The organism is Nocardioides sambongensis, assembly GCF_006494815.1.
Lineage (GTDB): Bacteria > Actinomycetota > Actinomycetes > Propionibacteriales > Nocardioidaceae > Nocardioides > Nocardioides sambongensis.
Genome location: NZ_CP041091.1, coordinates 1,935,766 through 1,948,798, shown reverse-complemented (window position 1 = coordinate 1,948,798; position 13,033 = coordinate 1,935,766). Strand labels below are relative to the sequence as shown.

Sequence of the window (13,033 nt, the reverse complement as noted above, 5' to 3'; positions counted from 1 at the left end):
GACGACGTCACCGGTCCGTGGCTAGGGTCACCGTCATGGAGAAGCGCACCCTCGGCAACAGCGGTCTCAGGATCTCCTCGATCGCCTACGGCAACTGGCTCACCCACGGCTCCCAGGTCGAGGAGGAGGCGGCGACGGCCTGCGTGCAGCGGGCTCTGGAGGAGGGCATCACCACCTTCGACACCGCCGACGTCTACGCCAACACCGCGGCGGAGTCGGTGCTCGGCCGTGCCCTGGCCGGCGAGCGGCGGGAGGGGCTGGAGATCTTCACCAAGGTGTTCTGGCCCACGGGTCCGGGCCACCACAACGACCACGGGCTCTCCCGCAAGCACATCTTCGAGAGCATCGACGGCTCACTGCGCCGGCTCGGCACCGACTACGTCGACCTCTACCAGGCCCACCGCTACGACCACGAGACGCCGCTGGAGGAGACCATGCTCGCCTTCGCCGACGTGGTGCGGGCCGGGAAGGCGCTCTACATCGGAGTCTCGGAGTGGCGGGCCGAGGAGATCCGGGCGGCCCACGAGCTCGCCCGCGAGCTGCGCGTCCCGCTCATCTCCAACCAGCCCCAGTACTCGATGCTGTGGCGGGTGATCGAGGAGGAGGTGGTGCCCACCTCGCGGGCGCTCGGGCTCTCCCAGATCGTGTGGTCGCCGATAGCGCAGGGCGTGCTGACCGGGAAGTACCTGCCCGGGCAGGCGCCGCCGGCGGGGTCGCGCGCGACCGACGACAAGGGCGGTGCGGACATGGTCAAGCGCTGGCTCGACGACGACGTCCTCGAGCGCGTCCAGCGGCTGCGTCCGATCGCGGAGGAGACGGGGCTGTCGCTGGCGCAGCTCGCCGTCGCGTGGGTGCTGCAGAACGACAACGTGGCCGCCGCGATCATCGGCGCGAGCCGCCCCGAGCAGGTCACCGAGAACGTGAAGGCCGCCGGCGTCCGGCTCGAGCCGGAGGTGATGTCCGCGATCGACGACGTGCTGGAGGGCGTGGTCACCACCGACCCGTCGAAGACGGTGTCACCGCGCCGCTCGGAGCTCTTCGGCTGACGGAGCTCCCCGCGCGGTCAGAGGTCGAAGCGGTAGCGGCTGGTCGGCACCAGGTCGAGCCCGTCGCCTGCGCCGAAACGGGCGCAGCTCTCCATCAGCGTGGCGAACCGTCGCTGGAACTCCGCCTCGTCGCCGCCGCTGCCGTAGAACGCGTGGTGGTCGGTCATCGCCGCCATCGCGAAGAGCTCCTCGACGATGCCGGCTACCGCCGGCGGGTCGGGGGTGAGGGCGGCGACGACGGGGTTCTGGACGTAGCCGAACGTGCCCTGGGTGTCGATCGCCACCTGGGTGTGGCGCTCCAGCCAGTCGGCCGTCCAATCCTCGTGCGACATCGCGTCGGGACGGCGCAGGAGGGCGACGTTGGCCAGGGCGTCCGCCCGCTCGCCGTCCGGGACCTCGGGGCCGGCCAGCGGCACCCGCTCGGTGACCTGCCAGCCGTCCGCCGACCCGTCCAGGCGCCGTACGACGTCCACGACCGGGCCGGGATCGGCATCGGTCCACAGGCTGATCACCGCGGTCACCCGGTCCCCGGGGCCGAAGCGCATGGCGGGTGCGACCGCGTCGTCGTCGACGTTCACCTGGAGGCGTGTGGCCCCGGCGGCGCGCAGTGCGTCCCGGAGCGCGGGGTCCAGCAGCGTGGTGGCGAGGCCCTCGGCGTGCAGGGCGAAGATCAGCTTCACCCCGGCAACCTAGCGGCGATCCGTGCCACGCCGGGACGCCCGCTCCCGGTCAGCGATAGGTGTCGGGGAGCTTCTGCCCGATCTTGCGCTGCGACTTCGGCATCCGCATGAACTTCATCTGCATCGCCCGCATCAGGGCGTACCAGGTGGTGCCCTTCAGGTCCTCGTCGGGGAACCGGCGGGTGAGCTCGCGGCGCAGCCGGAGCCGCAGCACGAACAGGTCCACGATCACGAAGAGCAGGGTCGCCATCAGGATCAGCGAGCTCGCCTGGACCAGGGCAGCCTGGCCGGTGTAGCTGAGCACCATCGAGATGATCAGCAGCGGGATCATCAGCTCGACCACCGAGAAGCGGACATCGACGTAGTCGCGGATGAAGCGGCGGACCGGTCCCTTGTCGCGGGGCAGGAAGTAGCGCTCGTCGCCGGTCTTCATCGCCGAGCGGATCTTCTGGCTCCGCTCGTAGCGCTGGTCCCGCTCGGCCTTGCGCATCTCCTTGCGGTCCCGGGGACCGCGGGCACGGGCGCGGGCCGCGGCCTCGGCCTCCTTGCGCGTCGGAGTCGGGCGACCCTTGCCGCCTTCCTTGATGGTCTGCGGTTCGGTGGGCGTCTCGGACTTGGTCCGCTTGAACATCGTGCTGCTTTCTGGACGGAGCGTGAAGGGGGAGTGGGCGCGTCAGTCGCGGTTCGACTTGCCGGGCAGGTCCAGCATCCGCTGGAGCGCGACCAGCGCCTCTGCCTGGGTCTGCTCGTCGACCTCGATCCGGTTGACCACGCGCCCGGCGACCAGGTTCTCCAGCGCCCACACGAAGTGCGGGAGGTCGATCCGGTTCATCGTCGAGCAGTAGCACACGTTCCGGTCGAGGAACATGATGTTCTTGTCCGGGTGCGCGTTCGCCAGGCGCTGCACCAGGTTGAGCTCGGTGCCGATCGCCCAGCTCGACCCGGCAGGGGCCGCCTCGATGGTCTTGATGATGTATTCGGTCGAGCCCACCTGGTCGGCCTTGAGCACCACCTCGTGCTGGCACTCGGGGTGCACCAACACGTTGAGGTCGGGGACCTTGGCCCGCAGCTCGTCGATGACGTCGGGGGAGAAGCGACCGTGCACCGAGCAGTGGCCCTTCCACAGGATCATCCGGGCGTCGGAGAGCTGCGCGGCATCGAGACCGCCGCCGGGCTTGTGCTGGTTCCAGACCACACAGTCGTCGAGGCCGTAGCCGAGCTGGAGGACCGCGGTGTTGCGACCGAGGTGCTGGTCGGGCAGGAACAGCACCTTGGTGTCGGGACCCTTCTGCTGGAACGCCCACTCCAGGGCCACCTCGGCGTTGGAGGACGTGCACACGACGCCCCCGTTGCGGCCGCAGAAGGCCTTGATCGCCGCGGAGGAGTTCATGTAGGTCACCGGGACCACCTGGTCCCGGACGCCGGCCTCGGCGAGTGCGTCCCAGGCGGCCTCGACCTGGGCGAGCCGAGCCATGTCGGCCATCGAGCACCCGGCGGCCAGGTCGGGGAGGATCACCTGCTGGTCGGGCGAGGTCAGGATGTCGGCCGACTCGGCCATGAAGTGGACGCCGCAGAAGACGATGTACTCCGCGTCCGGTCGCGCGGCCGCGTCACGGGCCAGCTTGAACGAGTCGCCGGTGACGTCGGCGAACCGGATCACCTCGTCACGCTGGTAGTGGTGACCGAGGACGAACAGCTTCTCGCCGAGCGCCGCCTTGGCCGCCTCGGCGCGCGCCACCAGATCCGGGTCCGAGGGCTCGGGCAGGTCTCCGGGACACTCGACGCCCCGCTCGGAGAGCGGGTCGGTGCCTCGGCCCAGCGGCAGCAGCGGGAGGTCGACGGTCGTCATGGCTCGATTCTAGGGCCCGGCGGTGCGCCGGCCGAGTCGGTCCCGCCGTCGGTGGCCCGGCCGGCGACAGAAGCAGACGCACGGGGTGCAGGATGGGCCCATGCGCGTGCTGGTGGCCCCGGACAAGTTCGCCGGCACCCTCTCCGCGGTCGAGGCCGCCGAGGCGATCGCCGAGGGCTGGCGGCGCCGGGCCCCCGGGGACGAGATCGTGCTCGCTCCGATGTCGGACGGCGGCCCGGGTTTCGTCGACGTGCTGCACGCCACGCTCGGCGGCGAGCTGTTGGCCGTGGTCACCCGGGGGCCGCACGGGGAGACGGTCCCGGCGACCGTGCTGGTCGTCGGCGACACCGCCTACGTGGAGAGCGCCCAGGTCTGCGGTGTCCACCTCACCGGTGGCCGCGGCGGCGAGTCCGCGACCACCGCCGGGCTGGCGCCTGTGCTGCGCGCCGCCGCCGCGTCCGGCGTACGTCGCGTCGTGGTCGGCCTCGGCGGGTCCGGGTGCAACGACGGGGGAGCGGGCGTGCTCGGCGCCCTGGGCGCGACCGCCGATGTCCCGCTCGAGCGCGGGGCGCTCGGTCTGGACGGGATCACGACGCTCGACCTGGCGCGGGCGCGCGACGCGCTCGGTGGGGTCGAGCTGATCGCTGCGACGGACGTCGACATCCCGCTGACGGGGCTCTTCGGTGCGACCAAGACCTTCGGAGAGCAGGCGGGCATCGCCGAGGAGCGGCAGGCCGGCGTCGACGGCATCCTCGAGCAGTATGCCGCCCTCGCCGACCGCCGGCGCTCGCTCGACCCGGGAGCGGGCGCGGGTGGCGGGCTCGGCTACGCGCTCCTCCTGCTCGGCGGCACCCGGGTGTCCGGCATCGACCTCGTGTCGGAGGCGGTCGGACTGGCCGATCGGGCGCGCGAAGCAGACCTGGTGGTCACCGGTGAGGGTGCCTTCGACTTCTCCAGCCGGGCCGGCAAGGTGCCCTACGGCGTGGCCGCGGTCGCGGCCGACGCGCTGCGGCCCTGCGTGGCCATCGCCGGCCGGGTCCTGGTCGGGGCGCGGGAGATGCGCGCGCTCGGCATGGACGCGGCCTACTCGCTGGTCGACGTGGTCGGGGAGGAGCGGGCGGTGACCGACCCGGCCGGATCGGTCGCCACGGTCGCCGCTCGGGTCGCGCGGACCTGGAGCGCGTCGGGCTGAGTCGGGCCGGAGCGGCGCCCCGTTCGGGGTGGCACGGTTGGCAGGAGCGAGAACGTGTTCTAGATTCCTCGATCGTGCCCGCCATTCGCAGTGACTTCGATCACCTCCGCTCCGCCGAGCGCGTGGATCCCGCCGCCCTCGCCGCGCTCTGGGAACGGCTGACCCCGGTCCGGGTCGCCGACATCCTCGGACCCTGGCGGGGCGGCGACTTCGCCGCGGGTCACCCCGCCGGCGAGATGTTGACCCGGCTCGGCTGGCACGGCAAGGACTTCACCGACCCGATGGACGCCCAGCCGCTGATCTGTCGTGGCGAGGACGGCGCTCTGTTCTCGAGCCACAAGGCGGCCGGGGGCGGCGCCGCCTCGCTCTGGGAGATCGCCTTCCGCGACGAGGTCACCGCGACCATGGTCTACGACCGGATGCCGGTCTTCGACCACTTCAAGGCGGTCGACGAGGACACCCTCGTCGGCGTGATGAACGGCAAGCTCGAGCCCTACTTCGGAGTCGCCGATCTCTACTGGTTCTGGTTGGAGCGGGACCGCTGACCGCGGCCCGGGGAGGAGACACCATGAAGACGACCGTCGCCCTGATCGCCGAGCCCGGAGGCGGGTTCGACCTCACCGAGGTGGACCTGGAGGAGCCGCGCGCCGACGAGGTGCTGGTGCGCATCGTGGCCACCGGCCTGTGCCACACCGACCTGACCGTGCCGACCATGCTGCCGCCGGAGATGTTCCCGACCGTGATGGGCCACGAGGGCACCGGAGTGGTCGAGGCCGTGGGAGCCGAGGTGAGCGGCATCGAGGCCGGCGACCACGTGGTGCTCTCGTTCCGTTCCTGCCGCGACTGCGAGGCGTGTCGCCGCGGCGACGTCGGCTACTGCGAGCAGTCGCTCCTGCTGAACTACATGGGGATGCGCGCCGACGGGTCGACCACGATGAAGCGCGCGGGAGAGGACGGGCAGAGCCAGACCGTCTTCGGCAACTTCTTCGGCCAGTCCAGCCTGGCGCGTCACGCCCTGGTCTACGCCGACAACTGCGTGGTGGTGGACAAGGCGCTGGACCTGACCAGGCTCGCTCCGTTCGCCTGCGGCTTCCAGACCGGCGCCGGCACGGTGCTCAACGTCCTGGACCCGCAGCCGGGGGAGAGCCTCGCGGTCTTCGGCACCGGGGCCGTCGGCCTGGCCGCCGTCGCCGCTGCCGCCGGTGCCGGTGTGGAGACGATCGTCGCGGTCGACCCGTCGGCGGACCGCCGCTCCGCCGCGGAGCGGTACGGCGCCCTCGCGCTCGACCCGACCGGCGCCGGGACCGACGGGGTGGCGCCGATCGAAGAGCAGGTGAAGGCGGCCACCGGTGGCGGCGCGACGTACTGCATCGACACCACGGCGATCCCGACCGTGGTGCTGCAGGCGCAGCACGCCCTGCGGGCCCAGGGGATGCTGGTGGTGCTCGGCCTGGGAGCCCCGGAGTACACGATCGACGCCATCGACCTGCTGCAGAGCGGCAAGGTGATCCGATCCTCGATCGAGGGCGAGGCGGACCCGCTGACCACGATCCCCGAGCTGATCGAGCTGCGCGCCTCCGGCCGGTTCGACGTCGACCACCTGGTGACCACGTATCCGTTCGCGCGGATCGCCGACGCGGTGGCCGACGCGAGCGCGGGGAGGGTGATCAAGCCGGTCCTGGTGTGGTGAGTCGCGGCGCTGCGGGGAGGCCGCGCGGCGTTCCGTGCCGGCTGCGGGAATAACCGCTCGTGTGCGACCATTGCAACTACTCGACAGGCCGCGTTCTGGCCTGGCACGAGACGTCGAACAACCGGGAGTGAGCATGAGCGACCAGTGCGGCTGCGGCAGCGGCCACAGCCACGAGGCCCCCGGCGCGACCACCACGGTCGCCGCCCCGGTCGAGGTGGACCGCCGTGAGGATCAGATCAACCTCAGCTCGGTGGCAGCCACCAAGGTGAAGAGCCTGCTGGAGCAGGAGGGTCGCGACGACCTCCAGCTGCGGATCTCGGTGCAGCCCGGCGGCTGCTCCGGTCTTCGCTACCAGCTGTTCTTCGACGAGCGCACCCTCGACGGTGACGTCGTCACCGACTTCGACGGTGTCGCGGTGGTCGTCGACCGGATGAGCGTGCCGTACCTCAACGGCGCGATGATCGACTTCGTCGACACCATCGAGAAGCAGGGCTTCACGATCGACAACCCCAACGCGACCGGCTCCTGCGCCTGCGGCGACTCCTTCCACTGAGTCCCCGGGCGCGATCCGCGCGACAGGGTCAGCGCAGCAAACGAGCGGCCGTCCGAGAGGACGGCCGCTCGTTCTGTTTCCCACCTCCGTGCGGCCCGGTGGATCGGCGGGAGGCCGACCCGGGGAGGGAGGGAGGGTCGGGCCGCTCGGCGCGGGGGTCAGTCGAGGTGCAGGTGCAGGGCGTTGGCCAGGCGCTGCGCAGCCTCGGAGATCTCGATGTCGCGCTTGGGGACCTCGCGCGGGTACTCGTCGAAGTGGATGCTGGGGCGGGGCGGACGGCGCGAGCCTCGGCCACGGCGAGACGTCGGTTGACCGCCTCGCAGTCGGCGCGGAGCTGGGCGTGGGGCGCCATCTCCTCGTACTGGGTCATGCCACGACGCTAGGCGTTACCGCCAGGTAGACCCAGAGGTACCGGTCGGTAGTCTCCGATGTCGTGACTCACTCCGACACCGGCCGCCCGGGAGCCCTGCTGATCGCCGGGTCCATCGCCACCGACCACCTGATGACGTTCGCCGGGAGGTTCTCGGACTCGCTGGTCGTGGACCAGCTGGACAAGCTCTCGGTCTCGTTCCTCGTCGACGACCTGGAGATCCGCCGCGGCGGGGTGGCCGCCAACATGTGCTTCGGCCTGGGGCGCCTCGGCCTGCGGCCGGTGCTGGTGGGCGCAGCGGGCGAGGACTTCGCCGACTACCGCTCCTGGCTGGAGCGGCACGGCGTCGACTGCGAGTCGGTCCACATCTCCGACGCGAAGCACACCGCGCGGTTCGTCTGCACCACCGACTCCACGATGGCCCAGTTCGCCTCGTTCTACCCCGGCGCGATGAGCGAGGCGCGGCTGATCGAGCTCGCTCCGATCGCGGCCCGGGTGGGGGACCCGGCGTACGTGCTGATCGGTGCGGACGACCCCGACGCCATGCAGCGGCACACGGCGGAGTGCCGGCAGCGCGGCTACCGGTTCATCGCCGACTGCTCCCAGCAGCTCGCCTTCGGTGACGGCGAGCTGATCCGCGACCTGATCGACGGCGCGGCGATCCTGTTCTCCAACGAGTACGAGTCCCACGTGATCGAGAAGAAGACCGGGTGGAGCGCGGCGGAGGTGCTCGACCGGGTCGGATTCCAGGTGACCACGCTCGGCAAGGACGGGGTGCGCGTGCAGGACCGGGACGGACTCCGGATCGAGGTCGCTGCCGCCAAGGACGTGCCGGCGGTGGAGCCGACCGGGGTGGGCGACGCGTTCCGCGCCGGCTTCCTCGGGGCGCTGAGCTGGGGGACCGGCCTGGAGCGTGCGGCCCAGGTGGGCTGCGTGCTCGCCGCCTACGTGGTCGAGACCGTCGGCACCCAGGAGTACTCCTTCACCCCGGAGGCGTTCGTGGCCCGGGTGCGTGACTCCTACGGCGCCGAGGCCGGCGACGAGATCACCCCGCACCTGCTCGGCTGACCCGCGTCCGGTCACCGGCGCGGCCTCAGCCGCGGCGTCGTACGACGTAGCGCGGCGTGCCGTCCGCGGCCGTCTCCTCGCCCAGGTACTCCTGCTCCCGCATCCGGCACCAGGCCGGCACGTCGTGCCGCGCCGCCGGGTCGCGGGCGAGCACGGCGAGCACACCGCCCACCTCGACCCGGGGCAGCGCTCGGGCGAGCTCGATGATCGGCCGGGGGCACGGCAGATCGGTGCAGTCCAGCTCCAGGTCGATCGGCGCCCGGGCGCTCGGCTCCGGCAGCCCGCTCACAGCAGCCCCTCCCGGAGCCGTCCGAGGGCGTCGGCGACCGCGGCGCAGAACGCGTCCACCTCGGCCTCGCTGGTCGACGCGGTGAGGGAGACCCGCACGTTGCCGTGGGTGAGCGCGCCGATCGCGGCCAGCACGTGGCTGGGCTCCAGGGTGGACGCGGTGCACGCGGAGCCGCTGGCCACGGCGAACCCCTGCCGGTCCAGGGCGGCGACCAGCTCGTCGCCGGGCACGTAGAGGCAGGAGAACGTCACCAGGTGCGGGAGCCGGTCGCTCGGATGACCCACCACCTCGACGTCGGGAAGGGCGGCGACCCGGTCCCGCAGCCGGTCCACCAGCGCGTGCTGGCGGGCGCAGACCGCTGCCTCCTCGGCCCGCACCGCCTGGAGCGCGGCCGCGGCGGCGAGTGCGCCGGGCACGTTGGCGAAGCCGTCGCCCTCCACGGTGTCCTCCCCGGGGAAGGGGCGGCGCCAACGGGTGCCGCGCCGCACCGCGAGCACGCCCACGCCGGCCGGTCCTCCCCACTTGTGCGCCGAGGCCGTCAGCGCGGACCAGCGTCCGGGCAGCGGACCGTGACCGACTGCAGCCGCGGCGTCGACGAAGAGCGGGACCTCGTCGGGCAGGTCGAGCTCGTCGACCGGCTGGCGGGTGCCGATCTCCTGGTTCGCCGCCTGCACGGCGACCGCCGTCACGCCCGGCCGGCGGGCCGCCGCGTCCACCGCGGCGGGGTCCACCCGGCCGGTGCGATCCACGTCGAGGCGGTGGTGGGCACCGCCGGGCAGCCAGTCCACGGCGTGCAGCACCGAGGAGTGCTCGACGGGGGAGTGCACGACGCCGGACGGGCCGCCGCCGGCTCCCCGGCGGGCGTGCACGAGGCCGGACAGGCCCAGGTGCACCGCTTCGGTGCCGGAGCCGGTGAAGCCGACCTCGTCCGGGTGCGCGCCCAGCGCCTCGGCCACCGCCGAGCGGGCGTTGTCGATCAGCAGCCTGGCGTCGCGTCCGGGCCGGTGCAGTCGCCGTGGGTCGGCGTACCCGCGCTCCAGGGCAGCGAGCAGCGTCTCGCGGGCCGCCGGGTGGAGCGGGAGCGAGGAGGCGCTGTCGAGGTACACCGCGCCCGCGCCGGGCCCTGCTGACGAGTCGTGCTGCACCTCGCCGACTCTAGGACCAGAACGACAAACGCCGACCCCGCGGGCCATCGGGGCCTACCTCCGCTAGCATTCGTCAGAGATCTGACCCTCGAGAGGAAGGCTCGTTCGTGGGCTTGTGGCACCCCGAGCGCACGCGAGGAGGTAACCGGCGTCGCCGGTCCCTCACGCTCGCCGGATTCGTCGTACTCGCGCTCGCGCTCTCCGGATGCTCCACCGACTCCCAGTGGGAGCGGTTCGGCATGCCGGAGATCAAGTCCGAGCAGGGCGAGCACATCCTTTCCCTGTGGCAGGGCGCGTGGATCGCGGCCCTGATCACCGGTGTCGTGACCTGGACGCTGATCCTCGGTCCGATTTTCTGGTTCCGCCGTCGTCGTGACGACGAGGTCCCGGTCCAGACGCGATACAACCTGCCGGTCGAGATCTTCTACACGATCTTCCCGATCATCATGGTGATCGCGTTCTTCTCCCACACCGTCCGCGTGCAGAACATCGCGCTCGAGCACATCGAGCCCGACGTGACGGTGAACGTGGTGGGTCAGAAGTGGAGCTGGACGTTCAACCACGAGTACGAGGACGAGACCGTCTTCGTCTCCGGTGACGGCGACGACATCCCGACCCTGGTCATGCCGGTGGACGAGACGGTGCAGTTCAACCTGAACAGCCCCGACGTGATCCACAACTTCGGCATCCCCGCGTTCGCGATGCGGATGGACGTCGTCCCGGGCGAGGACAACTCGTTCCAGATCAAGGCCACCGAGACCGGCACCTACGCCGGCAAGTGCTACGAGCTCTGCGGTGCCTACCACTCGCGGATGCTGTTCAACGTGGACGTCGTCACCGCCGAGGAGTACGACGCCTACCTCGCCGAGCTCGCGGAGGACCCCGACCACGTGGCCGAGGAGCCCGTGCTCGGCGGTGAGTACTCCAAGGAGCCGTACCTCAACGGCGAGAACGAGACCGAGGGAGAGCACGAGTGACTGCCACCGCCGCCCGTTCCGCGGACTTCCCCGAGCGGAAGCCGCTGGGCAAGCTGCTGGTCCGTGCGATGACCACGACCGATCACAAGCTGATCGGCAACATGTACTTCATCACCGCGCTGGCCTGGTTCGTGATCGGTGGCGTGATGGCACTGATCATCCGCTCCGAGCTCGCCTACCCGGGCAGCGACCTGGTGAACGAGGAGCTGTACAACCAGCTCTTCACGATGCACGGCACGATCATGCTGCTGCTCTTCGCGACGCCGCTGTTCTTCGGGTTCGGCAACGCGATCATGCCGCTGCAGATCGGCGCGCCGGACGTGGCGTTCCCGCGTCTGAACATGTTCAGCTACTGGCTGTACCTCTTCGGCGGTCTGATCGCGGCGGCCGGCTTCCTCACCCCGCAGGGTGCGGCCTCCTTCGGCTGGTTCGCCTACACACCGCTCTCGGACTCCGTGAACAGCCCCGGTGCCGGCGGTGACCTGTGGATCATGGGTCTGTGGATGGCCGGTCTGGGCACCATCCTCGGTGGCGTCAACTTCATCACCACGATCGTCTGCATGCGTGCCCCCGGCATGACCATGTTCCGGATGCCGATCTTCACCTGGACGGTGCTGATCACCGCGATCCTGGTGCTGATCGCGTTCCCGATCCTGGCCGGCGCGCTGCTCTCCCTGGAGGCCGACCGCCAGCTCGGCGCCCACGTCTTCGACACCTCGCACGGCGGCGCCATCCTCTGGCAACACCTGTTCTGGTTCTTCGGGCATCCAGAGGTGTACATCATCGCGCTGCCGTTCTTCGGCATCGTCTCCGAGATCCTCCCGGTCTTCAGCCGCAAGCCGATCTTCGGCTACGTCGGTCTGGTCGCCGCAACCCTCGGCATCGCGATCCTCTCGGTGGCGGTGTGGGCGCACCACATGTTCGTCACAGGCCAGGTGAACCTCCCGTTCTTCTCCGGAATGACGTTCCTGATCGCGGTCCCGACCGGCGTGAAGTTCTTCAACTGGATCGGCACGATGTGGGGCGGGTCCATCCGGATGGACACACCGATGCTCTGGTCCATCGGCTTCCTGACGACCTTCCTCTTCGGTGGTCTGACCGGCATCATCCTGGCCAGCCCGCCGCTGGACTTCCACGTCTCCGACTCCTACTTCGTGGTGGCCCACTTCCACTACACGGTGTTCGGCACGGTGGTCTTCGCCATGTTCGCCGGCTTCTACTTCTGGTGGCCCAAGCTCACCGGTCGGATGCTCGACGAGCGCCTCGGCAAGATCCACTTCTGGCTGCTCTTCATCGGCTTCCACCTGACCTTCCTGGTGCAGCACTGGCTGGGCATCGAGGGCATGCCGCGCCGCTACGCCGACTACCTGCCCGGTGACGGCTTCACCACGCTCAACCAGGTGTCCACCGTCGGCGCGTTCGTGCTGGCCTCCTCCATGCTGCCGTTCTTCTACAACGTCTACGTGTCGCGGAACGCGCCGCTGGTCGGGGTGGACGACCCGTGGGGCTGGGGCCGCTCCCTGGAGTGGGCGACCAGCTGCCCGCCGCCGCGCCACAATTTCAACTCGATCCCGCGGATCCGCTCCGAGTCGCCGGCCTTCGACCTGCACCACCCGGAGATCGCCGCGATCGAGATGGACGACAACCCGGCCGAGATGGTCGGTGCGACCGCGGACCTGCCGGACACCGACGGCCGCGCCGAGCACCTGGCCGAGCAGGTCGAGAAGAACAAGGACGGTGACGCCCGATGAAGATCGAAGCCTGGATCTTCGGTCTGACCACGATCTTCCTGGTCCTGGTCTCGCCCGCCTACTGGCTGATCACCGACGCCGGCGACAGCGGGGCGGACTGGACCGGCACCTCGGCGCTGGTGATGACCACCCTGCTGTGCGCGATGGTCACCCTCTACCTCGGCTTCCACGCGAAGCGGATGGACGCCCGGCCCGAGGACCGTAAGGACGGCGAGATCTACGACGGGGCCGGCGAGCTCGGCTTCTTCCCGCCCTACTCGTGGTGGCCGTTCTGGTGCGCCCTGGCCCTGGGCCTGTGCGTGTTCGCGATCGCGATGCTGGCCTGGTGGCTCTTCATCCTCGGCTGCGTGCTGGGTGCCTTGACCATCTGCGGCTGGGTCTTCGAGTACTACCGCGGGGAGCACGCCCACTGAGGCGTGGTCC

The 13,033-nt window shown here is 70.7% G+C and carries 14 protein-coding genes; 9 read left to right on the top strand and 5 right to left on the bottom strand.

Annotated features, from left to right (window positions below; translation table 11 throughout):
- The first annotated feature begins 35 nt into the window (after window positions 1–35).
- A complete protein-coding gene (locus FIV43_RS09095) occupies window positions 36–1,046 on the top strand; it encodes an aldo/keto reductase family protein (RefSeq protein ID WP_141013868.1) in 1,011 nt (336 codons plus the stop codon).
- A 17-nt stretch (window positions 1,047–1,063) separates the two neighbouring features.
- Here FIV43_RS09095 and FIV43_RS09090 read toward each other — a convergent pair whose 3' ends face one another.
- From FIV43_RS09090 to nadA, 3 genes are read right to left on the bottom strand one after another with little or no spacing between them, the layout of a single operon-like run.
- Window positions 1,064–1,726 (bottom strand): EthD domain-containing protein, encoded by a 663-nt coding sequence (locus FIV43_RS09090; protein WP_141013867.1) that lies wholly within the window; start codon window positions 1,724–1,726, stop codon window positions 1,064–1,066.
- Between the two features lie 49 nt (window positions 1,727–1,775).
- A complete protein-coding gene (locus FIV43_RS09085) occupies window positions 1,776–2,357 on the bottom strand; it encodes a DUF3043 domain-containing protein (RefSeq protein ID WP_141013866.1) in 582 nt (193 codons plus the stop codon).
- A 42-nt stretch (window positions 2,358–2,399) separates the two neighbouring features.
- The gene (nadA, locus tag FIV43_RS09080) at window positions 2,400–3,575 is read right to left on the bottom strand and encodes a quinolinate synthase NadA (protein WP_141013865.1); all 1,176 of its coding nucleotides are present in this window, start codon (window positions 3,573–3,575) and stop codon (window positions 2,400–2,402) included.
- 100 nt (window positions 3,576–3,675) lie between these two features.
- On the opposite strand from nadA, the gene FIV43_RS09075 reads away from it, so the two are divergent.
- The 5 genes from FIV43_RS09075 to FIV43_RS09055 all read left to right on the top strand — a co-directional run bounded on the left by FIV43_RS09075 (window position 3,676) and on the right by FIV43_RS09055 (window position 8,448).
- Entirely contained in the window at window positions 3,676–4,767 is a 1,092-nt protein-coding gene (locus FIV43_RS09075) for a glycerate kinase family protein (protein ID WP_141013864.1), read from the top strand.
- A gap of 74 nt (window positions 4,768–4,841) precedes the next feature.
- Entirely contained in the window at window positions 4,842–5,312 is a 471-nt protein-coding gene (locus tag FIV43_RS09070; protein ID WP_196781019.1) for a DUF4334 domain-containing protein, read from the top strand.
- A 23-nt stretch (window positions 5,313–5,335) separates the two neighbouring features.
- Window positions 5,336–6,457, top strand: coding sequence for an NAD(P)-dependent alcohol dehydrogenase (locus FIV43_RS09065; protein WP_141013863.1), 1,122 nt, complete (start codon window positions 5,336–5,338; stop codon window positions 6,455–6,457).
- A gap of 133 nt (window positions 6,458–6,590) precedes the next feature.
- Entirely contained in the window at window positions 6,591–7,010 is a 420-nt protein-coding gene (gene erpA / locus FIV43_RS09060; RefSeq protein WP_231123870.1) for an iron-sulfur cluster insertion protein ErpA, read from the top strand.
- Window positions 7,011–7,512: 502 nt separating this feature from the next.
- Window positions 7,513–8,448, top strand: coding sequence for a carbohydrate kinase family protein (locus FIV43_RS09055; RefSeq protein ID WP_141015843.1), 936 nt, complete (start codon window positions 7,513–7,515; stop codon window positions 8,446–8,448).
- A 25-nt stretch (window positions 8,449–8,473) separates the two neighbouring features.
- Here the strand turns inward: FIV43_RS09055 and FIV43_RS20935 are convergent, their stop codons facing one another.
- Together FIV43_RS20935 and FIV43_RS09050 are read right to left on the bottom strand one after the other, a co-directional pair.
- A complete protein-coding gene (locus FIV43_RS20935; protein WP_231123869.1) occupies window positions 8,474–8,737 on the bottom strand; it encodes a sulfurtransferase TusA family protein in 264 nt (87 codons plus the stop codon).
- Window positions 8,734–9,882 (bottom strand): cysteine desulfurase family protein, encoded by a 1,149-nt coding sequence (locus FIV43_RS09050; protein WP_231123868.1) that lies wholly within the window; start codon window positions 9,880–9,882, stop codon window positions 8,734–8,736. The genes FIV43_RS20935 and FIV43_RS09050 overlap by 4 nt, the downstream gene beginning before the upstream one ends.
- Window positions 9,883–9,989: 107 nt before the next feature.
- Between FIV43_RS09050 and ctaC the strand changes: the two genes are divergently transcribed.
- Genes ctaC through FIV43_RS09035 form a run of 3 tightly spaced genes read left to right on the top strand, consistent with a single transcriptional unit; the run spans window position 9,990 to window position 13,023 of the window.
- Entirely contained in the window at window positions 9,990–10,859 is an 870-nt protein-coding gene (ctaC, locus tag FIV43_RS09045) for an aa3-type cytochrome oxidase subunit II (RefSeq protein WP_231123867.1), read from the top strand.
- The gene (gene ctaD / locus FIV43_RS09040; RefSeq protein ID WP_456237759.1) at window positions 10,856–12,610 is read left to right on the top strand and encodes an aa3-type cytochrome oxidase subunit I; all 1,755 of its coding nucleotides are present in this window, start codon (window positions 10,856–10,858) and stop codon (window positions 12,608–12,610) included. Before ctaC ends, ctaD begins: the two co-directional genes overlap by 4 nt.
- A complete protein-coding gene (locus FIV43_RS09035; RefSeq protein WP_141013862.1) occupies window positions 12,607–13,023 on the top strand; it encodes a cytochrome c oxidase subunit 4 in 417 nt (138 codons plus the stop codon). Before ctaD ends, FIV43_RS09035 begins: the two co-directional genes overlap by 4 nt.
- The last annotated feature ends 10 nt before the right edge of the window (window positions 13,024–13,033 follow it).

What these genes read in the sequence shown, in the direction of transcription:
- FIV43_RS09095 (WP_141013868.1), top strand. Translation starts at nt 36, where the DNA reads ATGGAGAAGCGCACCCTCGGCAACAGCGGTCTCAGGATCTCCTCGATC.
- FIV43_RS09085 (WP_141013866.1), bottom strand. Translation starts at nt 2,357, where the DNA reads ATGTTCAAGCGGACCAAGTCCGAGACGCCCACCGAACCGCAGACCATC.
- nadA (WP_141013865.1), bottom strand. Translation starts at nt 3,575, where the DNA reads ATGACGACCGTCGACCTCCCGCTGCTGCCGCTGGGCCGAGGCACCGAC.
- FIV43_RS09075 (WP_141013864.1), top strand. Translation starts at nt 3,676, where the DNA reads ATGCGCGTGCTGGTGGCCCCGGACAAGTTCGCCGGCACCCTCTCCGCG.
- FIV43_RS09065 (WP_141013863.1), top strand. Translation starts at nt 5,336, where the DNA reads ATGAAGACGACCGTCGCCCTGATCGCCGAGCCCGGAGGCGGGTTCGAC.
- erpA (WP_231123870.1), top strand. Translation starts at nt 6,591, where the DNA reads ATGAGCGACCAGTGCGGCTGCGGCAGCGGCCACAGCCACGAGGCCCCC.
- FIV43_RS09055 (WP_141015843.1), top strand. Translation starts at nt 7,513, where the DNA reads ATGACGTTCGCCGGGAGGTTCTCGGACTCGCTGGTCGTGGACCAGCTG.
- FIV43_RS09035 (WP_141013862.1), top strand. Translation starts at nt 12,607, where the DNA reads ATGAAGATCGAAGCCTGGATCTTCGGTCTGACCACGATCTTCCTGGTC.